The sequence below is a fragment of the Pedobacter miscanthi genome (genome assembly GCF_003315595.1).
In the GTDB taxonomy this organism is placed as follows: Bacteria; Bacteroidota; Bacteroidia; order Sphingobacteriales; family Sphingobacteriaceae; genus Pedobacter; species Pedobacter miscanthi.
The window spans coordinates 76,851-98,938 of the sequence record NZ_QNQU01000024.1 but is presented as its reverse complement, the minus strand read 5'-3'; the positions used below and the strand labels follow the sequence as shown (position 1 = coordinate 98,938).

The following is a 22,088-nucleotide window of genomic DNA, read 5'->3' as shown; positions in this document are numbered from 1 at the left end:
GGAAGAAACGCAATGGAACGCCCGCCTGCTTCGGGCAGGGAGAGATCTGCCTTGATAGATTTAGCTTCGCTGAGCACTTCGTGGTTCTCGACTTCGTTGCACTCCGCTCGAAATGACGGTTTTCTCCTTTAGTCTTTCCGCTTTAGTCTTTTCGCTTTTAAGAATGAAACTCCACCCGCACAATATCACCCAGATGTAAACCCAATAAGCCACTGGCTTTTCCTTTGTTAATGGCAATTTCTAGGTGGTTGCTGATGCCGAAGAGGCAAAGTTTTTCGCCTTCCTGCACTTCGTTATAATGCCAGCTCAATTGGGTAATGGTTTCACTTTTTCTAAAGTGCAAGGTAAAGTCGCGGTTCTTTTGGATTCTGGTGAAAAGATCTTTGGTAATATTGGTAATTACATTGCAAAAGGTATCGATATACACCACACTTCCGCGGATTACATTTGGCTCAATTACAGGGTGCAAAAGCATCTTTTGTTCAATCTCCGCTACAGGTAAACCAATATCTTTCAATTTACCGCCCTTTGCCAGGTGTGTTGCTGCTTTAACAAAAATATCAACCAATGGGAAGTGCAGGTATTTTAAATCCTGCATAATGTTCAATTCTACTACATCTTCCGGTATATCATCAAAAAGAAGCGAAAAAATTCCATTATCAGCACCTACAAAATAATGATCGCGGTGTTTTACGGCAATGTATTTGGTGTTTTCGCTATAAACCGAATCGATACCGATGAGGTGTACTGTATTCTTAGGAAAGTAGGGGTAAGCGTTTTTTAGAACAAAGGCTGCATACGAAATATTAAACGAGGGAACCTCGTGGGTAATATCAACTAAATTAACATTAGGCATAAGACTCAGCAGACTACCTTTAAGAGCACTCTGATAAAAATCTTTCGAACCTAAATCTGTTGTTAAAGTAATTATCCCCATTAAAAATTCATTATTATTGCTTATTCTTGTGTACAGGCCTAAGCGTCTGCAAATATTCAAATTTTAATTAATATACCCCGATAACTTTTTAAAATACTACAGTTTGAACGAATTAAAATTAACTCTGGATACCGTAAATCCTGCTCACTTTTGGGGGCCGAACAACGAGAATTACGAAATGATTAAAGGTGCTTTCGCGAAGTTAAAACTGGTGGCGAGAGGAAGTGATGTTAAGGTTCTCGGTGATGAACAGGAACTTAAGGCTTTCGAGGAGAAGTTTAACCAGCTGATTGCCCACCTCGAAAAATATAGCTCACTAACCAATAACGATGTAGAAACCATATTGGGGGCAAAGGCAGCAGGTGTTGCAAAAAAAGATGCCGAACAACCAACCGGAGGTGGCGGAGAAGTGATTGTTTTTGGTACAAACGGATTATTGGTAAAAGCAAGAACGGCAAACCAGCGCAAAATGGTAAGCAGTATTGCTAAAAATGATATTCTTTTTGCTATTGGTCCTGCCGGAACGGGTAAAACGTATACGGCTGTAGCCTTAGCGGTAAGGGCATTGAAAAATAAAGAAATTAAGCGGATTATTTTAACCCGTCCGGCTGTTGAAGCAGGGGAGAACCTGGGTTTCCTTCCGGGAGATTTAAAAGAAAAAATTGATCCGTATTTACGCCCGCTTTACGATGCGCTGGATGATATGATTCCTGCTGAAAAATTAAAATTCTATATCGAAAACCGCACCATCGAAATTGCACCATTGGCTTTTATGCGTGGCCGTACTTTAGATAACTGTTTTGTGATCCTCGATGAGGCCCAAAACGCCACCGATATGCAGTTAAAAATGTTTTTAACCCGTATGGGACCAACGGCAAAATTTATTGTTACCGGCGATGTTACTCAGGTAGATTTACCTAAAAAACAGATGTCGGGTTTATTTAATGGGTTAAGGATTTTGGAAGACATTAAAGGGATCGATATTATTTACCTTAGCGGCGAAGATGTAGTTCGCCATAAACTGGTAAAAGATATCCTGAAAGCTTACGGAGATATTCAATAGGTTGCGTAAAATGGAAGATGGGTGATGGAAAATGTAGTACAAGATATCAAAGTCCTCGAAAACCATCATCCGTCTTATATCATACATTTGACATTATTATTTTGGGTTTTTTAATAAATTATATCTTCTGACTTCCGACCCCGGTCTTCGGACTTTCCATCTTTTTTCCTATTTTTACCGCCTCATGAAAGCACTAAAAGAAACTCATTTCAATTTCCCGAATCAAAGTAATTTTTACAAAGGTAAAGTACGCGATGTGTATACAATTGCCGATCAATCGATGGTAATGGTAGTATCTGACCGTATTTCTGCGTTCGATGTAGTATTACCGGAGGCAATTCCATTTAAAGGGCAGGTATTAAACCAGATTGCGGCTAAATTTTTGGCGGCTACGCAGGATATCGTGCCTAACTGGGTTTTGGCTGTGCCAGATCCAATGGTTACCATTGGCCGTATCTGCGAGCCGTTTAAAGTAGAAATGGTGATCAGAGGTTACTTGGCTGGTCATGCATGGCGCGAGTACAGTGCCGGTAAACGCTCGGTTTGTGGTGTTGCTTTGCCCGAAGGATTGAAAGAAAATGATAAATTACCTCAACCCATCATTACCCCAACCACTAAGGCTTCGGTTGGTCATGATGAAGATATCTCAAGAGAGGATATTCTGGCCAAAGGCATTGTTTCTTTAACCGATTACGAAAAATTAGAAGAATATACTTACGCACTTTACCAACGCGGTACCGAAATTGCAGCTAAAAGCGGATTGATTTTAGTTGATACGAAATATGAATTTGGTAAAGCTGATGGTATGATTTACCTGATTGATGAAATCCATACGCCAGATTCTTCCCGTTATTTTTATGCCGAAGGTTATCAGGAACGTCAGGATAATAATGAGCCTCAGAAACAGCTTTCCAAAGAGTTTGTGAGGAAATGGCTGATTGAAAATGGTTTTCAGGGAAAAGACGGTCAGGTGGTACCCGAAATGACACCTGAAATTGTAAATTCTATATCCGACCGTTATATCGAACTCTACGAACATATTGTTGGCGAGACTTTTATCAAAGCTGATGCTGATGCGATATCAAACCGTATCGAAAGCAATGTTGTAAAGGCTTTGGAAACTTTATAAAATTCGAAAGAAATTTCTACATTAGTAGAATTAAAGATAGAGAGATGAAATTTTCAGTAGATAAACACGATAAATATGTAAGCTTAAAGTTAGAAGAACCTAAGTTTACAAATGATAATGCCCCGGGCTTAAAATCAGAATTCTATTTACTTAATGCAGAGGGCTTTCAGAACATCATTGTTGATTTAAGCCAGGTTACCGAGTGTAACGATGCGCAGGATTTAAGCTGTTTGCTGGTTGGCGACAGGCTATGCAAATCAGCTGGCGGATTATTTATTGTAACCGGAATTAATGATGAACTGGCATCAATTATCGAATTATCAAACATATTTCAGTCTGTAACGTTTGTTAATACATTAGACGAAGCAACAGATTTCATCTTCATGGAAGAGTTGGAAAAAGAGTTTAGAGGCGCTAAATAACATATTATTTAATAACATTACGGGCCTCGTAGTTTCTAAAAATCTACGGGGCTTTTTATATCTGATCATGATGAAGTTTGAGGTTACTATTTTGGGAAGCAGTTCTGCAACACCTGTATTTAACAGGAATCCATCGGCACAGCTTTTAAATTGTAACGAAAAATATTATTTGATCGATTGCGGCGAAGGTACACAACAGCAACTCACTAAATTTAACCTTAAAGCAGCACGGATTGACTATATTTTTATCAGTCACTTACATGGCGATCATTATTTTGGCCTGATCGGGTTGTTGTCGAGCTTGCATTTAAACGGCAGGATAAAACCCATGCAGATTTTTGGTCCGAAACCTTTACTCGAAATTCTTGAAATCCAGTTTAAATATTCCGATACCGTTTTAAGATATCCAATTGAATTTTTTCCGATCGAAGCAGACCAATCTACCCAGATTTTCGAAAACAGCGATCTTATTGTAAAAACCATCGTTTTAAACCACCGCATTCCAACCACAGGTTTTATTTTTCAGCAAAAGAAAAGACAGCGCAAGCTGATTAAAGAAAAGGCTGATGAAGTACCTATGGCTTATTATACCGCATTAAAAAAAGGTGTTGATGTAGAACTTCCCAACGGCGATGTTTTACGCAGTGCCGATTATACCATTGAAGCGGATGCACCACGCAGTTACGCTTATTGCTCGGATACTTTATTCGACGAAAGGTATTTTTCTACCATCAATGGCTGCGATACGCTTTACCACGAAGCTACTTTTATGCACGATCTTTTGGATAGGGCAAATGAAACCCACCATACAACCGCCTTACAGGCAGGAGAAGTAGCTAAAATTGTGGGAGCAAAGAAATTACTCATCGGGCATTTTTCTTCACGTTATAAAACGCTGCAGATGCTTCTGGAAGAAGCGCAATCAGTTTTCGAGAATACAGATTTAGCGGTTGAAGGAAGAACTTTTTCGCTTTAATTAATCGTCACCCTGAATTTATTTCAGGGTCTACTTTCTAGTAGTAGCGTCGCGCTACGACATTCTATATTTTAAACGATAGTATTTGTTTTTGCTATGGGCTTAGCGAGGTGCTAACGCCAGAATAAAGATCCTTCGACTGCGCTCAGGATGACAACAGGAGGAGAGTATTTCGTGTTAATCTGTGTCTTCGTGGCTGAAAAAGCTCCCCCGTTAAAGATCCTTCGACTACGCTCAGGATGATAAATCAGCAAGAGATATTCTGAGTTAGTCTGTGTTTCAATTCTTCCACATCATTTCGAGCGAAGTATAGCGTAGCCTAGAACCACGTAAGTGCTCAGCGAAGCTAAATCTGCCTCGAGATAGATCTCTCCATTTCGCTGCGCTTCAGTCGAGATGACGACGTGAGGTATAGCATTCTTTAAAAGAAAGTATCCGTGTTAATCCGTGCATCCGTGGCTAACAGATAATCGACGTCATTTCTAGCGAAGTATAGCGTAGCCGAGAACCACGTAAGTGCTCAGCGAAGCTAAATCTGCCTCGAGATAGATCTCTCCGCTATGGTCGAGATGACGACGTGAGGTATAACATTCTTTAAAAGAAAGTATCCGTGTTAATCCGTGCATCCGTGGCTAACAGATAATCGACGTCATTTCTAGCGAAGTATAGCGTAGCCTAGAACCACGTAAGTGCTCAGCGAAGCTAAATCTGCCTCGAGATAGATCTCTCCGCTACGGTCGAGATGACGACCTGAAGTGTAGGTCGAGATGACGACGTGAGGTATAGCATGCGTTAAAAGAAAGTATCCGTGATAATCTGTGTTTCCGTGGCTAAAAATTAATACAAAAAAGCCCCGCAATTAAAAACTGCAGGGCTTTCGACTTTATAAAAATTGATTACTTATCTTTTTTGTTTCCGCCTCCAAATACTGAGAAGTGTACGTAACGTTTTGGATTTGCTTTTAAATCGATCATTAATTCATCCAGGTTTTTAGAAGCATTGTTTAAATTCTGATACATCTTATCATCATTCAATAATAAACCTAAACTGCCTTTTCCATTTTTAATCCCCGAGATTACGCTTTGAAGATCGGCAATAGCATTGTTTGCATTATCCAATGTTTCTTTAAAGTTGGCTGCTGCGAACTTATCGGTTACTGTATTGATGTTGGCTAGAATATCAGTGATTTTTTGGTTATTATTATTCAGGTTTGCGGTAATACCTTCTACATTTTTCAAAATAGACTGAATACGCACGCTTTCAGAACCAACCAAACCATCAACTTTTTTAGAGGTAGTTTCTAACGAGGCCAATGTACCTGCAATACTGTTGAAACTCTTATCAACGTTTTTCTGGAAGTTAGGATTCAGGATAGAATTTACACTGCTTAAAATAGAATCCATTTTACCAATAATCAATTCAGCTTTCTTTTGTATCGGCTGAACCTGCTCCATCAATCCCTTTTCTACATTGCCATTTAAGATAAAACCATCTTCAGCCATTTTTTTAGAGTTACCTAACGACATTACAATTGCTTTACTGCCCAAAAGGTCGGTACCCTCTAAACGTGCAATACTGTTTTCGGGAATTTCGTACTTGCTGTTAATGTTTAAAGTAGCCAGAATGGTTCCTCCCGGTTCTAACTGTAGTTTTGCAACACGGCCAATCTGGTAACCATTAATCAGTATGGGTTTCGAAACCGTTAAACCGTCAACCCTTGAGTATCTCGCGAATAAGGTTGTTTCGTTCGAAAAAATAGAGTTTCCTTTTAAAAAGTTATATCCAATAATGAGTAAAGCAATGGCAAATGCGGCTAAAATACCTACTTTGGTTTCGTTCTTAATCTTCATAAGTGTTTTTATTTAGTGGCTGCAGGTTTTAACCGTTTATTAAAACTTGCCTGAGCGTAATTTCTTTTTTGTAATGTTAAACTTTATAAATACACAAAGCCTACATCAATTGTTTTGTTTGGTGTATGTTTAATATTTTCTGCAAAGTTAAAATAACTATCATTTATAATGCCACTTATTTAACTTCAATATTTTTTTTATATGTTTTTATTGCTTCCAGAATAGAATTGGCAATTTCATTCTGGCCTTTTTGCGAATTAATATATTTTTCTTCGTCTGTATTGGAGATAAAACCAACCTCAGTTAACACAGCGGGCATACCACAACGCTGTAGTACCAAAACGCCCTGTTCTTTAACGCCACGACTTAATCTTTCATCCCTGCTGATATAGCTGTTCTGAATCATTTTGGCGAATTTAATGCTTTTATCGCGGAAGGCATTTTTTAGTAAGGAAAAGAGGATAAAACTGCTCGGGTTGTTCGGATCGTAACCATCGTATTTGCTTTTATAGTTCTTCTCCAGTTTAATATCGGCATTTTCACGGATGGCGGCATCCTGCTCTTTGAGGCGATGCGATCCGGCCACCAGGGTTTCAACGCCTTTTATATGTTTATTGCCAGGCGGCATGGAATTGCAGTGTACCGAAATAAAAAGATCGGCATTGGCATCATTCGCTATTTCTGCACGGCGGTAAAGGTCAACATCAACATCTGTTTTACGGGTAAAGATCACTTTAATATCGGGTAGCTCATCTTTAATCAGTTCGCCCAGCTTTAATGCAACTTTTAACGCAATATCTTTTTCTTTCGAATAATTGCCCGAAGCGCCGGGTTTTCTGCCTCCGTGACCGGGATCGATTACGATGGTTTTAATTTTATAACCCTGGGCAAAAGTTTGGTTTATGGCAAAAATGGAAAAGAGAAATATGGTTATCAGAAGTTTGATCTTCATTTATAAGTTTTTAAAATGATGTTTCGGCTATACGCTTGTAATTTTTAATTGCCCTGATAATACCTGTTACAATCTCATTTTGTCCTTCTTCTGAGTTCATATAGTCTTCGTCTTCAGGATTACTCACAAAACCAATTTCAGTTAAAACTGCCGGCATTGCCGCCCTTGCTAATACTGCAAGGCTTTTTTCCTGCACACCGCGGTTGGTACGGCCTGCATTTACATACTCTTGCTGTAACAGGGAAGCAAACTTTAAACTCCTATCCCTATTGGTTTGTTTCATTAAAGATAACATAATATCATTTTCGGGTGTATTGGCAATAAAACCCTCATAGTTTTTCTGGTAGTTATCTTCCAGGAACATCGAGGCGTTTTCCCTTTTGATTACCTCATCCTGTTCTCCCAAACGGCCGGTACCCGAAACAAAAGTCTCTGTTCCCCGCGTAGAAGTACTTTTTGAAGTTACCGTTCTGTAAACCGGAACTTTCCGTCCACGCACTTTTTTATAATAATCAACCACCCGCGAAACACGGACAGGCATGTCATTTAAGTGGATGGAGATAAATAAATCCGCTTTTGCATTATTGGCGATGTTAATGCGTTCGTATAATGGAATAAAAACGTCGGTTTGTCTGGTATAGATTACTTTAATGTCTTTCAAACTGTCCTGGAGCGCCTTTCCAAGGTTTAAAGCTGTTCTAAGGGCAACATCTTTTTCTTTAGAATAGACCCCATGTGTAGCGCCGTCTTTGCCTCCGTGACCAGCATCAATTACAATTGTTTTAATTTTATATTCCTGTGCAAAGACCTGATTATCAACAGTGTTGGATAATACTAAATAAATAATAAAGGTTAAAATGGATTTAAGATACATCAATGGTATATTTTTCACTAATTTTGAACGTTTTTGATTAAACATTTGTGCAAAAATAACATTCAAACACGAATTTGAAACTTCTTAAGAGCTCTATTTTACTAATTTCTGTCATTTTATTAACACTTGTTGTTGGTAAAGCTAACGCATTTTCGCGATTTTCATTGCAACAGATCATCAAACAGGATACAACTAAAAAGGATACGGTTAAAAAGACCGGCAAAAATAATAGCAGTCTCGACCAGAAAGTGGAGTACAAAGCAGACGACTCTGTAAAAATGAGCGCCGATAAAAATATTGTTTATCTCTACGGAAATGCAAGGGTTATCTATGGCGATTTTGAATTAGATGCGAATTACATCGAATACAATCAAAAGCTGAATACTATTTTCGCAAAAGGTTTAAAAGATCCAAAAACAGGAAGGTATACGGGCAGACCGATTTTTAAATCAGGCAATGATGGTACTGCCATCGCCGATTCAATATTTTACAATTCAGAAACCACCAAAGCTAAAGTTTATGGCGTTTTCTCCGAGCAGGAGGGTGGGTTTTTCTCCGGTGGGCAAAGTAAAAAACAGATAGATGACGAGCTGCACATTAAAAATGTGATGTACAGCACCTGTAATTTGCCACATCCACACTTTGGGTTGATGATTTCTAAGGGCGTAGTAACCGAAAAACAGATTATTACAGGTCCGGTTTACATGATTATTGAAGATATTCCAACCTTTTTGGGGCTTCCCTTTGCATTTTTTCCAAAACAGAATAAACGTACCTCTGGGGTAATTTTGCCAACACCAGGTGAAGATGCCACAAGAGGGTTTTTCTTACAGAATGGTGGATACTACCTCGGTTTGAACGATTATTGGGATGCCAAGTTAATGGGGTCTATTTATACCAATGGCTCTTACGAAACGAGTGTATTGAGTAATTACACCAAAAGGTACAAATACAGCGGTAACATCAATGTATCTTATGCCAGTTTTAAAGATGGATTAGAGGGTACGGAAGCATTTGCAAACCCGACCAAAAACTTTAGCATCAACTGGAGTCATAGCCAAAATGCCAACGCCAATCCCGGAACCACCTTTAGCGCAAGTGTGCGGTTGGTATCAACAGGAAGAAAAGGTTATTATAAAAATACAGCTGCCGGAGCATCATACGATATTAATACCATAGCAACCAACTCAACCAGTAGTAGTGTGAGTTATGCGAAAGCTTATTCGAACGGGATGAACTTCTCTTTGGCTGCATCAAGTGATCAGACTTTGAGCACCAGGGCAATATCGTTAAGGTTACCAGAATTAACTTTCAACGTGCCAACATTTAACCCTTTTAGTTCTAAAACATCAGTTGGAGAGCAGAAATGGTATCAGAAAATTACGGTAGGCTACAGTTTACAGGGAACAAACCGGATTGATACTTTTGATAGTTTGCTTTTCCAGAATGATGGTTTAAAGCGTTTAAGAAGTGGTTTTTCGCATAGTATTCCTGTAAATATGTCGTTTACAGCTTTGAAATACCTTAACTTTAGTTTGGGCGGTACCTACAATGAGGTTTGGAATTTCCAGAGTGTTAACAGGAGGTATACCAGTTATGCCGACAATACCTACAGTTTTAGGGAAGACACAGTAAGTGGTTTTAAAAGAGCTGGTAGTTATAGTCTATCAACCAGTTTATCAACCAAAATATACGGAAGAAAAGATTTTAATCCACAGGGAAAAATACAGGCATTAAGGCATGTAATGACTCCAAACGTGTCGTTTTCTTATTCACCTGATTTTACAAAAGCAGGAGCAGGACCTTACCGACCTGCAATAGACCAGAACGGAAGGCCAATTGTAATTACCGGGGTGCCATTAAAGTATTCTATTTTTGATGGTATGGCGCAGCCGGGCTCGTTTGGCGGGCCCAATGCATCTATTGGATTTGGTTTAGATAACACGGTCGAATTAAAGGTAAGGAACAAAAACGACACAACCGGAACCGGCTCAAAGAAAATCCCAATTATCCAGGGTTTGAGTTTTAATGGTTCCTATAATTTTCTTGCTACCAGTTATAAGCTGTCGACTATCGGTTTTAGTGGCCGTTCGCAGTTTACGGATAAACTGGGTATCAATTATAACGGAACATTGGATCCCTATGCACTTACTGCCGATACCATCCCGGGATCTTCGTTACGGATCAGGCAAGACCGTTATTTCTGGCAGGCAGGTAAATTTCTGCCACGCTTAACCAATTTTGGTTTCTCATTCGATTATAGCTTAAATCCAGAAGCTTTAAAACGTAAAAACGAAGCGAACGATAAACTTGGCGACGCTGCCAATAAAAAAGGTTTAACCGATATTCAATCAGAACAACTGGCAGCCATTAGCCGCGATCCTAATGCATTTGTTGATTTCAATATTCCATGGAATTTCTCGTTTGCCTATAGTTTTCAATATACCAATGACGGAAACACAACCAATCTGTCGAACACATTAACATTTAATGGCGATGTTAACTTAACGCCAAAATGGAAAGTTACCTTTCAATCGGGTTACGATTTTAAAAACAATGGTTTAACCCCTATGAATCTGGGTATTTACCGCGATTTGCATTGCTGGGACATGAATGTAACCTGGGTTCCTTTTGGTCTTTACAAAAGTTATACATTAACAATTAAGGTTAAGGCATCAATATTGCAGGATTTGAAATTGAGCAAAAGACAAGGTTTTTACAGCACATACCGATAAAATTATGCTAGCCGAAATTATTACCATTGGCGATGAAATTCTCATTGGCCAGATCGTTGATACGAATTCTGCCTGGATGGCCAAACAGTTAAATCTGATCGGCGTTTCCGTGAAACAGATTACCTCAGTTTCTGACGATGAACAGCATATTCTCGAAGCCCTGGCACAGGCCGAAAAACGTGCTGATATTATCTTGATTACCGGTGGTTTAGGTCCAACCAAAGATGATATCACCAAAAAAACGCTGGCGAAATATTTTAACATGGGTTTCCGCAATGATGCAGGAGCCCTGGAAATGGTTCGTCAGATTTTTGAGAAATACAATCGTCCATTGCTGGATGTCAATATTCAGCAGGCTGATGTGCCTGATGGCTGCGAGGTGATTGTAAATAAAAACGGTACCGCACCCTGCATGTGGTTTGAGCAAAATGACAGGATTTTTGTTTCCATGCCAGGTGTACCTTACGAAATGATGTATTTGATGGATGATGAAATTCTGCCGAGGATTACGCAACGGTTTAAGCTACCATCTATCGTGCATAAAACCATCCTTACTGCAAATATCGGCGAATCTTTTCTGGCAAAAGAAATTGAAGAAATTGAAGATAGCCTGCCAGCACATATCAAACTCGCTTATCTGCCAAAACTGGGTCAGGTGCGTTTGCGCTTGTCGGCCAAAGGTGATAACGAAGCAGATTTAAAGGCAGAAGTGGAAGTTTACGCCAAACAGATTATTGCAAAGGTGAACAAATTTGTGGTGATTGATGAGGATATTGCCTTGGAAAAAGCCATCCTGAATATCATGAAAGAGAAGGGCTTAACCCTCTCCACTGCCGAAAGCTGTACAGGTGGCTATATTGCGCATTTAATTACTCAACACCCCGGTTGTTCTTCAGTATATTGGGGCGGGGCAGTGGCTTATGCTTACGAACTCAAAGAATCCATTCTGGGCGTAAAAGAAAGCACACTAATTACTTTTGGCGCGGTGAGCGAGCAAACCGTTACAGAAATGGCCGAGGGTGCCATAAAAAACTTTAAAACCGATTATTCCATTGCGGTTAGCGGCATCGCCGGTCCGGATGGCGGAACGGAAGATAAACCGGTAGGTACGGTATGGATTGCAATTTCTTCCAAACATAAAACCGTAGCTAAGGTGTTTAATTTCAGTAACAAACGCATCCAGAACATCGAACGTTCGGCAGCATCGGCACTAACCATGCTATTAAATCTACTTAAAGAAACAGTTTAGAAAGAATAAAAACTGTATTTTTGTAGCGTTACCAATATAAAATACTGTAATTTAATATGGCTCAATACGAACTATTGTTACCAAAAATGGGTGAAAGTGTTGCGGAAGCAACGGTGATTAAATGGGTAAAACAACCGGGTGATGCGATCGATTTAGACGATACTATCCTGGAAATCGCTACCGATAAGGTAGATTCTGAAGTTCCTTCGCCCGTAGCAGGTAAATTGGTAAAGCAGTTATTTAAGGAAGATGAAGTTGCCCAGGTTGGCGATGTAATTGCGATTATAGAAACTGAAGGCGGGGATAGTCCGAAAATAGAAACCCCTGTTACCGAAGCAAAAGCAGTAGAAGAAAAGGTAGAAACCATTCCTGGCATTGAACAGCTTCCAGCTGAAAATATAACCGTAGCGCCTGATTTTACAGCGTCTGAACGCTTTTATTCTCCTTTGGTAAAAAGCATTGCAGCACAGGAAAATATTCCGCTGGCAGAATTAGATTCGATTAAAGGATCGGGGGCTGATGGACGTTTAAACAAAGATGATTTATTGAATTATATCTCCAATAAAAATGGTGGACTGAAGGTAGCAACGATTACGATCACACCGCCACAACCGGTTATTAATGAAACGGTGGCTTCCAAAAATACTGCAGCTCCTGAAATATCGACTACAAATAAACCATCTACAACCAGTGTAAGCGGTGCCGACGAAATTATTGAGATGGACAGGATGCGTAAACTGATTGCCGACCACATGGTAATGAGTAAAACCACCTCGCCACATGTAACTTCATTTGTAGAAGCCGACGTAACCAACATGGTTTTATGGCGCAATAAAGTGAAAAACAGTTTCGAGAAACGCGAAAATGAAAAAATAACCTTTACGCCAATTTTTGTAGAGGCTGTTGCAAAAGCTATAAAAGATTTCCCGATGATTAATGTTTCGGTTAATGGAACGCAGATCATCAAAAAAGGAAATATCAATATCGGTATGGCAGCTGCCTTGCCAAGTGGAAATTTAATTGTTCCTGTAATCAGAAATGCCGATCAGCTTAACCTTGTTGGCTTAACCAAAGCCGTTAATGATTTGGCCACAAGAGCAAGAAATTCTAAATTAAAACCCGACGAAACACAGGGTGGAACCTTTACTTTAACCAATGTAGGTAGCTTCGGGAACGTAATGGGTACACCGATCATCAATCAGCCACAGGTAGCTATTTTAGCTGTTGGTGCCATTAAAAAGAAACCAGCTGTTTTAGAAACCGAACATGGTGATGTAATTGCGATCAGGCACATGATGTTCCTTTCTTTATCTTACGATCATAGGGTAGTAGATGGTTCATTAGGCGGTATGTTTGTACGCAGGGTGGCCGATTATTTAGAAAGCTGGGACCTGAACAGGGATATTTAGTTAGTTCACAGTTTTCAGTTAAAAGTTTTCAGTTGGTGTAAGCCAACAATTTACCAGTTTAACAATTAAGAATGTTAGCTTCAAATTTAAAATCGATAGTTTCTGATAACGTATTGCATGCCAAATGGTTAAATACGTTGTCTTACATGGAAAATGCAGGTGCAAAAAAGATTTCAGCTTCTGAGCATAAAGAAAATGTAAACCTGATTATCCTTAAACATGCGGCAGAAGAACACCGTCATGCCTACTATTTAAAAAAGCAGATTTCGAAAGTTGATGAGTCGTTATGTAAAACCTATACAAATGCCGAGTTACTTTCACCAAATCATACCAAATATTATTTACATGCTTTGGATATTGCGGTTTGCCGTTACTTAAAAGCAGAGTTTAATCTTTCGGGCTACGACTTAAAATTTGCCGCCTATTTATTTGTTACCTACGCGATTGAAGTACGTGCTGATGAATTGTATCCAATTTACCAGGCCGTTTTAGATGAGGCGAAGAGCAAGGTAAATGTGAAATCAATCATTCTGGAAGAAGAAGGCCATCTGGAAGAAATGATGAACCAGCTGGTGAGCTTTTCTGATGATTGGGAAAACCATGCTGCAGAAGTAATTAAAATCGAAAAAGCTTTATTTGATAACTGGGTTACTGCTTTAGCCGCAGAACTGTCGGTAAGCGCTTAATTATATTGTTATTTCGAAAATATATGTCAGAGAAGTCAAGTTTTTAAAACTTGACTTCTCTCGTTAAAAACCAATCCCTTCTACCTTTGTTTCTAAATAAAGACAAATATCATGGCTAAGTTTTCAGATTTAATTAATGGCGATAAACCTGTACTGGTTGATTTTTTTGCAGAGTGGTGCGGACCGTGTAAAATGATGAAACCGATTTTGGAGCAGTTAAAATCGCAGGTAGGTGATTCTGTTTCGATTATCAAAGTTGATATTGACAAAAACCAGCCAGCTGCTGTTTCATTTAATGTACAAAGTGTACCTACCCTGGTTCTTTTCAAAAAAGGAATACAGGTATGGAGACAAAGTGGTGTTTTACAGGCATCGCAGTTGAAACAGATGATTGATGCCCATGCTTAATTCTAAACCTCTACTACGACTTTTGGCGTAACTGCAAATATGCGCTCGCTTGCTTTGGGATAAATATTATAGAGCCCGGTAAATAAGCTGAAAGCGGGCAATACTGCATAATCTTTGCCAAAATAAAAGCAGGGAAATTTTAACCGCTGTTTTGCTTTTCCTACAATGGTAACTCCCGGGTGGATATGTCCACTGATTGGGTATAATTCTTCTTCGGTACAATTTGGTGCATCGTGGATAAAACAAAATGGACCTAAACAAAAGCTTGGCTCATGTATGTCGATATCCATTGCTGCGTAATTAGCATCAGAAAGCCTGTCGTGGTTACCCTTTATCAATAAAAAATCCAGTTGCTCGTAATTTTTACGCCATTCAGCAAATTCTTCAATATCTGTGTTCAAACCATGGTGAAACATGTCGCCATTAATCAGCAACATTCTAGGATTGTATTGTTTGATCAATAAACTTAAACGCTGTAAATCGGTCTGCGCAATCGTAGCCGGTACCTGTAAACCTGCCTGACGGAAATGCGCCGATTTGCCCAAATGCAGATCGCTAATTGCTAAAAGTTGATGTTTGGGTAAATATAAAGCCCTTTCCTTATCTAAAATCAGTTCTTCTCCCTGGCTTGTAATGGTCATTTATTTTATGCTAATGTCATCCTGTGCTTGTCGGAGGATTTTTTAATTTCCGACCGGCCACAAGATCATGTATCTATTTAATTTTCTCTGATTCCGCTTTCATCCGTGCAATCCGTTGTTCCAGTTCTTCCGAGCTCATATTCTCACGCAAACTATCAACCTTAATCGGAAAAGATAGTGGCGTAAAACTTTTCGGATTGGTAATTACAATGGCTCCTTGCTGAATACGTTCTAATGCTGCTGCCAACCGGGGTTCCTCCAGTTGCTGATAAAATACTTCATCGTAAGCTTGCCGCAAAAGTAAATTATGTTTGTCGTAATCGCTAAAAACATTAAAAAACAAACCTGCTGATGACTGGAGATGTTTGTTTGCCACGTATTTTCCCGGATAGCCCTGAAAAACTAATCCAGAAATACAGGCAATGTCCCGAAATTTCCGTCTCGCCATTTCCGTTGAATTAATACTTAACGTAATATCTTCTGTTAAATTTTTAGGGGAGAACACTTCATAAGCAATCGATTCATCCATCGGGATTTCGGTTTCGCTCAACAGCTCGAAACCATAGTCGTTCATGGCAATAGAAAAACTAATCGGCAGTAACTTGCTCAAACGGTAGGCAACCAAAGCGGCCAAAACTTCGTGTACCAAACGACCTTCGAAAGGGTAGGCGAATAAATGGAAACCTTCTTTATTGTTGATGAGTTCAATTAATAATTCATCGTTTTGAGGTACATGCGAACGTTTTTCCTGCAATAAAAACAAAGGGTATACACAATCCAGTTCTTCATCCTGATGCGTTTTATCCAAAGCTTCGTTGTATTTTTTCCGCAGTACCGAACCCAGATTGGATGATAAAGGAAGTCGGCCACCATTCCAGCTGGGCGAAATGGCATTTTTTTGTTTGCTTACCCGTACTACAACGGTCATGTCTTTTACCTGGATAAACTCTAAAACCCTTCCGGCCAGGCGAAAATTATCGCCCGCTTTTAATCGGGTAACGAAATATTCTTCCACCATGCCGATATAACCGCCAGAAATAAACTTCACTTTCAGCATGGCATCACTCACAATGGTGCCGATGTGCAATCGGTGCCGCATGGCCAGTTGCCGGCTTTTTACTTTCCAAAGCCCGTCTTCTTTCACTACCTTTTTAAATTCGGTATAGGCGCTTAAACTGTCGCCTCCTGAAGTGATAAACTGCATTACCCAGTTCCATTCTTCAGGAAGAATAAGTTTAAACGCGTGGGTATTTTTGATTTCTTCGTAGATGATTTTATCATCAAATCCGTCGCCTATAGCCAAAGTAACCAGGTATTGCACCAAAGTATCGAATACCATAATAAAAGGTTCACGGCTTTCTATATTATTGGTTTTAGCGGCTTCTTTAATGGCAGCAGCTTCTACCAGTTCGAGTGCATGGGTAGGCAGGAAATATATTTTGGAGGTTTCGTGAGGGGAGTGACCCGATCGTCCTGCACGTTGTAAAAACCTGGCGACACCCTTAGGCGAACCCACCTGTACAACGGTATCAACTGGTTTAAAATCTACACCCAAATCTAACGATGAAGTAGCAATTACTGCTTTGAGTTGCCCGGTGTGTAAAGCATCTTCAATCCAGTTGCGGAGTTCAAAATCTATCGATCCATGGTGTATGGCAATACGTCCGGCCAGTTCGGGTTCAATATTCAGCAGATGCTGGTACCACATCTCCGATTGCCCGCGGGTATTGATAAAAATTAAGGTGGTTTTGCTTTTCTCGATAATTGGCAAAAGTTTATAAGCCAGTTTTAAGCCTAAATGGCCAGCCCAGGGTAAGGTTTCAATATCATCAGGTAAAATGGATTTGATTACAATTTTCTTTTCCAGATCAGCTTTAACAATAATTCGTTTGGCTTCCAGGTTTGGTTCGAGAACATCTAGCGCCTCTTCGATATTGCCTATGGTGGCCGATATTCCCCAGATCCTTAAAAACTGTTTTTTCTCTAATTTTTGCAGGCCTTTGATGCGCGAAACTGCTAATTCAACCAAAACTCCCCGTTTACTACCCAAAAGTTCATGCCATTCGTCGGCCACGATGCATTTAAGGTTTCTGAACAAAGTTGAAGATCCCTTTTGCGCCAGTAACAAATGCAAACTTTCAGGAGTGATCAGTAAAATTTCGGGCATTGATTTTTTCTGCTGTACTTTTTCTGCCTGCGAGGTATCGCCATTCCGTACACCAACATGCCAATCGAGTTCCAGCTCCAGTAAAGTTTCTCGCATAGCCCTGGCAATATCTTTTGCTAAAGAGCGGAGCGGGGTGATCCAGATCAGCTGTAAACGGTCTTTTGCTTTTTTATTGTTCGTTTCAGATGCATTTAAAGCTTCGATTACCACTGCTAAGAAAAGTGAAAATGTTTTTCCAAAACCCGTTGGTGCATTTACCAAACCGCTGTAGCCATTAAGATAATATTGCCAGGCATCTTCCTGAAACTGGAAAGGCCTGCGTTTATTGGTTTTTAGCCAGCTTTTTATCTTTTTATAACCTTTGGTTTTGGTTTGGTCCATTTTTTAAATTTTATTATAAACCTCATAGGTTTTTAAAACCTGGGAGGTTTAAAGTATGATGGTCTGTGGTAACACAGATCATGGCGTATTACAAAGTAGATTGCAGCAGCTGCCTTAAATCTTCCAAAGTATTAATTTCATCTGCTTTTTTATCTTTTCGCCACCGCAATATACGCGGAAAACGTAAAGCTAAACCTGCTTTGTGCCGTTTACTTTCGGCAATTCCTTCAAAAGCAATTTCGAAAACGAGTTCAGGTTTTACCGTACGCACCGGCCCGAATTTTTCAATCGCATTGCGGGTTACAAAACTGTTTACTTCTTTGATCTCTTTATCGGTTAAGCCCGAATAGGCTTTTGCAATGGTTACGAGGTTTTCTCCGTCGCGAACAGCAAAAGTGTAGTCGGTAAAGAAATTGGCCCTTCTGCCACTTCCTTTTTGTGCGTAGATCATTACCGCATCAACAGTGTATGGATTGATTTTCCATTTCCACCAGTCTCCGCGTTTTCTGCCGCTATGGTAATGGGAGCTTAATTTCTTGAGCATAATTCCTTCGCTGTTGATCGACCGCGAAGTTTGTCTTAATGCAGCCAGCTCTTCCCAGGTACTGCAATTAATTACCGGAGAAATCATCACCGGGCTTTCGTCTAAATCACCAATTAATTGTTCGAGTATTTTTCTTCTTTCACTTAATGGTTCCTCTCTGAAATCTTTTGCTTCGTACTCTAAAATATCGTAAACAAAAAATCCTATGGGCGCATCCTCAAGTTGCTTTTTATTAATTGTTTTACGGTTTAAACGTTGCTGCAGGGTACTGAATGATAAAACCTGTTTATCCTGTACCGCTAAGATTTCGCCATCCAGAACCACGCCATCGGGCAATACATCGATCATAAAATGCAGTTCTGGAAATTGTTCTGTAACCAGTTCTTCGCCACGGCTCCAGATAAAAAGCTCGCCGTTACGTTTTACAATCTGCCCGCGAATGCCATCCCATTTCCATTCGGCCTGCCATTCAGAAATATCGCCCAGTTTTTCGGGTTCCTGTTCTAAAGCATAAGCAAGGCAAAAGGGGTAAGGCCATGAATTATCGGTATTTACGTGGATGCCATTAACCAGCTCATGAAAGGTAATTTCGTAGGGATTCCACTTTCCCATAATGCTGTGCATAATCTGTGCACTATCCAAGCTGCTTTGTTTGGCCAGTGCATTGACCAGCATTTTATTGGAAACACCGATCCTGAAATTTCCTGAAATCAGTTTGTTAAAAATGAAACGCTCCTGGGTTTCGAGTTTATTCCAGGCATTTAAGATAAATTCCTTTTTGGTTTCATCAGTTTTACCTTCCAGATCGTGCAGTTCTTCGATCCATGTATGTAATTGAAAATCTGATGTATGCGCTGCCGGGGGCAATAACAGCGCAATGGTTTCGCTTAAATCGCCCACATTGGAGTAACTTTCGGCAAATAACCATTCGGGTGTTTCGGTAATGTCAATCGCCCAATATTTTAACAAAGCCGATTTAATTGGTCTTTTGGGCTTTTTACCAGTAAATAAGGCAATTACCCATACTTTGTCTTTATCGTCGGCATAGTTAAAATAATCAACCAAAGCCGCAATTTTATCGTTGGTTTTATTGCTCAGTTCGAGCTGCTGGATCAGTTTGGCAAAACGTTTCATATTTATTTATTTTCGTTTTGCTCGGCTAAATCCACCTTGTTTTCTTCGTCGTCTTCCTGGCCAAACTTGGTGAGCACTTCTGCTGCTTCTATGCCTTCATCATTTAAAAAACGGCTAAAGGCAGCTGTAAAGCCATGGGTAACATAAACTTTTTCGGCGCCGGTGGCACTAATGGCTTCCATTAAGCCTGGCCAGTCGGCATGATCGCTCAATGCAAAACCCGCATCAGCGCTTTGCCAGCGGCGGTGCGCCCTTACCTGCATCCAGCCAGAGCATATCCCGGTAACAGGGTGGGATAAATTCTTGATCCAGCGGCTATCGCGCATTGCAGGTGGCACAATTACAATGCCTTTCTGTAATTCATCTTTAGTGATTTCGGGGGTAATCCTGATGGTTTCAGGAAGGTTTACACCAGCTCCTATAATTACTTCGTTCAGGTTGGCAATGCTGTTATGTACATAAATAGGAATATCGCCGGCCAGGTTTTTAATCAAACGCTGTGCTTTGCCCAAACTATAGGCAATTAATACGCTGGTTTTCTGTTGATTGATATTATCATTTACCCAGCTCCTGATCCCGTTGAAAACTACTTCCTGTTTCTGCCATTTGTAAACCGGCAAGCCAAAAGTACTTTCGGAAACAAAAGAATGGCATTTTACAGGCTCAAAAGGTACGGTAATGCCGTCATCTTCAATTTTATAATCACCTGAGATCACACAAACTTCACCTTTATATTCCAAGCGCACCTGTGCAGAGCCAATAATATGCCCTGCAGGGAAAAACGAGATATTTACACCATTACGGTTGATGCTTTCTCCATATTCGAGTGTTTCTACATTTAAATCTTCGCTTATCCTACGTTTAATGATGGGTTTGGTTAAAGTATGGCAGAGATAATATTTATTTCCAAAACGTACATGATCGCTATGCCCGTGTGTGGTTACGGCATAATCTACAGGCCACCAGGGATCTATATAAAAATTGCCCTGTTTACAGTAAATGCCTCTTTTGGTAAATTCGATTAATGCCATAGCTACTAAACAATAAATTTATAGATTAGTTTTAATTTAATATCGGCTAATTACCCGATAATCTTAAATATCGGCTAATTACCCGATAAACTGAAATATCGGCTAATTAGCCGATATTATTTTTGTAATGTGAATAATAAGTTCGATATTGTAATATGATTTGTATTATAACCGGTGATATTGTAGGCTCAAGAAAGATTAAAGACAGTTGGCTGTTAAGCTTAAAAGCTGCTTTAAAAGTGGTTGCAGGGCAACATGGTAAGTGGGAAATCTTTCGCGGGGATAGTTTTCAGGTAGAAGTTGAACCTGAAAATGCAATAAAGGTTGCAGCTTATTTAAAAGCATGCATCAGGGTAAATAAACCTGCCGATGTAAGGATGGGGATTGGCATAGGAAGTATTAAAAATAAAAGGAAAAAGCTTTCAGAATCAAGTGGAGATGCATTTATTCACTCGGGGGCAGCCTTTGATAGTTTGAAACAGGTTAAAAGCAATTTGGCCGTTAAAACAGATTCAGCTGATTTTGATGAAGAAATTAATGTGGTAATTAAGCTATCGTTAATTGCCATGGATAGCTGGGGAGTAGTAGCTGCAGAAATGGTAAAGCTTGCCTTCGAAAATGAAAACCTGCTGCAAAGCGAACTGGCAGCTATTTCAGGCAGAACTCAATCTTCTGTAAGCGAAGCGCTGAAACGTGCACATTACAACGAAATTATTGAAATGGATAAGCTATACCGTAAAAAATTGAACCAAACGATCTTAAAATAATGGACATCTATTTAATCAAACTTATTATTGCCCATTTAATTGGAGATTTCTTTTTACAACCCAACGCCTGGGTAAAAGATAAGGAAAGAAAAAAGTTGAAATCAACCAAACTATACCTGCATGTGGCCGTGCACGTGGCTTTGATATTTCTTGTTTTTTTAAGTTTTGATGTCTGGAAAATAGCTTTAACAATAGGTTTGATCCATTTGTGTATCGACGCGTTAAAATCGATCTTTCAGACCAATAAAAATGCCCGTATACTGTTCTTTATTGATCAGATTTTACATTTTGCTTCGATTGTGGCGGTTTGGCATCTTTTCTATAAAGGAAGTTTGGATATAAGCTTTTTGAATGATGCCCATACCTGGATATTAGTTTCAGGGGCTTTGTTTTTAAGTATGCCTACATCAATTATTATGAAGGTGATCATTGCTAAATGGATTCCCGATAACCAGCCCGATAGTCCAAAATCACTTGAAAATGCGGGTAAATACATCGGGATATTAGAACGGATATTGATTTTTCTGTTTATCCTTACCAATCATTTTGAGGCCGTGGGATTTTTACTTGCAGCAAAATCGATATTCAGGTTTGGCGACCTAAAAGAAAAACACGATCTCAAATTAACAGAATATGTACTGATCGGAACTTTGTTAAGCTTTGGGATTGCCATTGTAACCGCTATGCTTATACAAAAGTTTATTGCATAAAAAAAGCAGCCCGAAAGCTGCTT

Annotated in this window: 19 protein-coding genes; 11 read left to right on the top strand and 8 right to left on the bottom strand. The window is 39.6% G+C overall.

The window, feature by feature from the left end; translation table 11 throughout:
• Positions 1–157: 157 nt before the first annotated feature.
• Positions 158–937 carry an SAM hydrolase/SAM-dependent halogenase family protein gene (locus DRW42_RS22960; protein WP_113951211.1) on the bottom strand — a complete coding sequence of 260 codons (780 nt, stop codon included), beginning with the start codon at positions 935–937 and terminating at the stop codon, positions 158–160.
• A 103-nt stretch (positions 938–1,040) separates the two neighbouring features.
• Between DRW42_RS22960 and DRW42_RS22955 the strand changes: the two genes are divergently transcribed.
• The 4 genes from DRW42_RS22955 to DRW42_RS22940 all read left to right on the top strand — a co-directional run bounded on the left by DRW42_RS22955 (position 1,041) and on the right by DRW42_RS22940 (position 4,527).
• The gene (locus DRW42_RS22955; protein WP_113951210.1) at positions 1,041–2,000 is read left to right on the top strand and encodes a PhoH family protein; all 960 of its coding nucleotides are present in this window, start codon (positions 1,041–1,043) and stop codon (positions 1,998–2,000) included.
• Between the two features lie 184 nt (positions 2,001–2,184).
• Positions 2,185–3,129, top strand: coding sequence for a phosphoribosylaminoimidazolesuccinocarboxamide synthase (locus DRW42_RS22950; protein WP_113951209.1), 945 nt, complete (start codon positions 2,185–2,187; stop codon positions 3,127–3,129).
• Between the two features lie 44 nt (positions 3,130–3,173).
• The gene (locus DRW42_RS22945; protein ID WP_113951208.1) at positions 3,174–3,551 is read left to right on the top strand and encodes an STAS domain-containing protein; all 378 of its coding nucleotides are present in this window, start codon (positions 3,174–3,176) and stop codon (positions 3,549–3,551) included.
• 70 nt (positions 3,552–3,621) lie between these two features.
• Complete coding sequence (locus DRW42_RS22940) at positions 3,622–4,527, top strand: ribonuclease Z (protein WP_113951207.1); 906 nt, start codon at positions 3,622–3,624, stop codon at positions 4,525–4,527.
• A gap of 896 nt (positions 4,528–5,423) precedes the next feature.
• Here the strand turns inward: DRW42_RS22940 and DRW42_RS22935 are convergent.
• The 3 genes from DRW42_RS22935 to DRW42_RS22925 all read right to left on the bottom strand — a co-directional run bounded on the left by DRW42_RS22935 (position 5,424) and on the right by DRW42_RS22925 (position 8,203).
• The gene (locus tag DRW42_RS22935) at positions 5,424–6,377 is read right to left on the bottom strand and encodes an MlaD family protein (RefSeq protein ID WP_113951206.1); all 954 of its coding nucleotides are present in this window, start codon (positions 6,375–6,377) and stop codon (positions 5,424–5,426) included.
• A gap of 175 nt (positions 6,378–6,552) precedes the next feature.
• A complete protein-coding gene (locus DRW42_RS22930) occupies positions 6,553–7,329 on the bottom strand; it encodes an N-acetylmuramoyl-L-alanine amidase family protein (RefSeq protein ID WP_113951205.1) in 777 nt (258 codons plus the stop codon).
• A 10-nt stretch (positions 7,330–7,339) separates the two neighbouring features.
• Positions 7,340–8,203: an N-acetylmuramoyl-L-alanine amidase family protein gene (locus tag DRW42_RS22925; protein ID WP_113951215.1), complete on the bottom strand. Its 864-nt coding sequence runs from the start codon at positions 8,201–8,203 to the stop codon at positions 7,340–7,342.
• A gap of 164 nt (positions 8,204–8,367) precedes the next feature.
• Between DRW42_RS22925 and DRW42_RS22920 the strand changes: the two genes are divergently transcribed.
• The 5 genes from DRW42_RS22920 to trxA all read left to right on the top strand — a co-directional run bounded on the left by DRW42_RS22920 (position 8,368) and on the right by trxA (position 14,690).
• Positions 8,368–10,938, top strand: coding sequence for a putative LPS assembly protein LptD (locus DRW42_RS22920; RefSeq protein WP_244215354.1), 2,571 nt, complete (start codon positions 8,368–8,370; stop codon positions 10,936–10,938).
• A 4-nt stretch (positions 10,939–10,942) separates the two neighbouring features.
• Positions 10,943–12,187, top strand: coding sequence for a competence/damage-inducible protein A (locus DRW42_RS22915; protein WP_113951203.1), 1,245 nt, complete (start codon positions 10,943–10,945; stop codon positions 12,185–12,187).
• A gap of 56 nt (positions 12,188–12,243) precedes the next feature.
• Complete coding sequence (locus DRW42_RS22910) at positions 12,244–13,596, top strand: dihydrolipoamide acetyltransferase family protein (protein WP_113951202.1); 1,353 nt, start codon at positions 12,244–12,246, stop codon at positions 13,594–13,596.
• Positions 13,597–13,667: 71 nt separating this feature from the next.
• Positions 13,668–14,282 (top strand): hypothetical protein, encoded by a 615-nt coding sequence (locus DRW42_RS22905; protein ID WP_113951201.1) that lies wholly within the window; start codon positions 13,668–13,670, stop codon positions 14,280–14,282.
• 111 nt (positions 14,283–14,393) lie between these two features.
• Entirely contained in the window at positions 14,394–14,690 is a 297-nt protein-coding gene (gene trxA / locus DRW42_RS22900; protein ID WP_113951200.1) for a thioredoxin, read from the top strand.
• 2 nt (positions 14,691–14,692) lie between these two features.
• Here the strand turns inward: trxA and pdeM are convergent, their stop codons facing one another.
• From pdeM to DRW42_RS22880, 4 genes are all read right to left on the bottom strand, one after another.
• Positions 14,693–15,331 (bottom strand): ligase-associated DNA damage response endonuclease PdeM, encoded by a 639-nt coding sequence (gene pdeM / locus DRW42_RS22895; RefSeq protein ID WP_113951199.1) that lies wholly within the window; start codon positions 15,329–15,331, stop codon positions 14,693–14,695.
• Between the two features lie 73 nt (positions 15,332–15,404).
• Positions 15,405–17,879 carry a ligase-associated DNA damage response DEXH box helicase gene (locus DRW42_RS22890; protein WP_113951198.1) on the bottom strand — a complete coding sequence of 825 codons (2,475 nt, stop codon included), beginning with the start codon at positions 17,877–17,879 and terminating at the stop codon, positions 15,405–15,407.
• Positions 17,880–17,967: 88 nt separating this feature from the next.
• Positions 17,968–19,557, bottom strand: coding sequence for an ATP-dependent DNA ligase (locus DRW42_RS22885; protein ID WP_113951197.1), 1,590 nt, complete (start codon positions 19,555–19,557; stop codon positions 17,968–17,970).
• Positions 19,558–19,559: 2 nt separating this feature from the next.
• Entirely contained in the window at positions 19,560–20,588 is a 1,029-nt protein-coding gene (locus tag DRW42_RS22880; protein WP_113951196.1) for a ligase-associated DNA damage response exonuclease, read from the bottom strand.
• Between the two features lie 155 nt (positions 20,589–20,743).
• Here DRW42_RS22880 and DRW42_RS22875 point away from each other — a divergent pair, with 155 nt between their 5' ends.
• A complete protein-coding gene (locus DRW42_RS22875; RefSeq protein ID WP_113951195.1) occupies positions 20,744–21,355 on the top strand; it encodes a SatD family protein in 612 nt (203 codons plus the stop codon).
• A complete protein-coding gene (locus DRW42_RS22870; RefSeq protein WP_113951194.1) occupies positions 21,355–22,065 on the top strand; it encodes a DUF3307 domain-containing protein in 711 nt (236 codons plus the stop codon). The genes DRW42_RS22875 and DRW42_RS22870 overlap by 1 nt, the downstream gene beginning before the upstream one ends.
• Positions 22,066–22,088: the final 23 nt, after the last annotated feature.

Bases quoted from the DNA above. Each gene is read 5' to 3' on its own strand.
- DRW42_RS22875 (WP_113951195.1), top strand. From the start codon at position 20,744: ATGATTTGTATTATAACCGGTGATATTGTAGGCTCAAGAAAGATTAAA.
- DRW42_RS22960 (WP_113951211.1), bottom strand. From the start codon at position 937: ATGGGGATAATTACTTTAACAACAGATTTAGGTTCGAAAGATTTTTAT.
- DRW42_RS22950 (WP_113951209.1), top strand. From the start codon at position 2,185: ATGAAAGCACTAAAAGAAACTCATTTCAATTTCCCGAATCAAAGTAAT.
- DRW42_RS22910 (WP_113951202.1), top strand. From the start codon at position 12,244: ATGGCTCAATACGAACTATTGTTACCAAAAATGGGTGAAAGTGTTGCG.
- trxA (WP_113951200.1), top strand. From the start codon at position 14,394: ATGGCTAAGTTTTCAGATTTAATTAATGGCGATAAACCTGTACTGGTT.
- DRW42_RS22930 (WP_113951205.1), bottom strand. From the start codon at position 7,329: ATGAAGATCAAACTTCTGATAACCATATTTCTCTTTTCCATTTTTGCC.
- DRW42_RS22870 (WP_113951194.1), top strand. From the start codon at position 21,355: ATGGACATCTATTTAATCAAACTTATTATTGCCCATTTAATTGGAGAT.
- DRW42_RS22935 (WP_113951206.1), bottom strand. From the start codon at position 6,377: ATGAAGATTAAGAACGAAACCAAAGTAGGTATTTTAGCCGCATTTGCC.
- DRW42_RS22945 (WP_113951208.1), top strand. From the start codon at position 3,174: ATGAAATTTTCAGTAGATAAACACGATAAATATGTAAGCTTAAAGTTA.
- DRW42_RS22915 (WP_113951203.1), top strand. From the start codon at position 10,943: ATGCTAGCCGAAATTATTACCATTGGCGATGAAATTCTCATTGGCCAG.
- DRW42_RS22880 (WP_113951196.1), bottom strand. From the start codon at position 20,588: ATGGCATTAATCGAATTTACCAAAAGAGGCATTTACTGTAAACAGGGC.
- pdeM (WP_113951199.1), bottom strand. From the start codon at position 15,331: ATGACCATTACAAGCCAGGGAGAAGAACTGATTTTAGATAAGGAAAGG.
- DRW42_RS22940 (WP_113951207.1), top strand. From the start codon at position 3,622: ATGAAGTTTGAGGTTACTATTTTGGGAAGCAGTTCTGCAACACCTGTA.
- DRW42_RS22890 (WP_113951198.1), bottom strand. From the start codon at position 17,879: ATGGACCAAACCAAAACCAAAGGTTATAAAAAGATAAAAAGCTGGCTA.
- DRW42_RS22925 (WP_113951215.1), bottom strand. From the start codon at position 8,203: ATGTATCTTAAATCCATTTTAACCTTTATTATTTATTTAGTATTATCC.
- DRW42_RS22905 (WP_113951201.1), top strand. From the start codon at position 13,668: ATGTTAGCTTCAAATTTAAAATCGATAGTTTCTGATAACGTATTGCAT.
- DRW42_RS22885 (WP_113951197.1), bottom strand. From the start codon at position 19,557: ATGAAACGTTTTGCCAAACTGATCCAGCAGCTCGAACTGAGCAATAAA.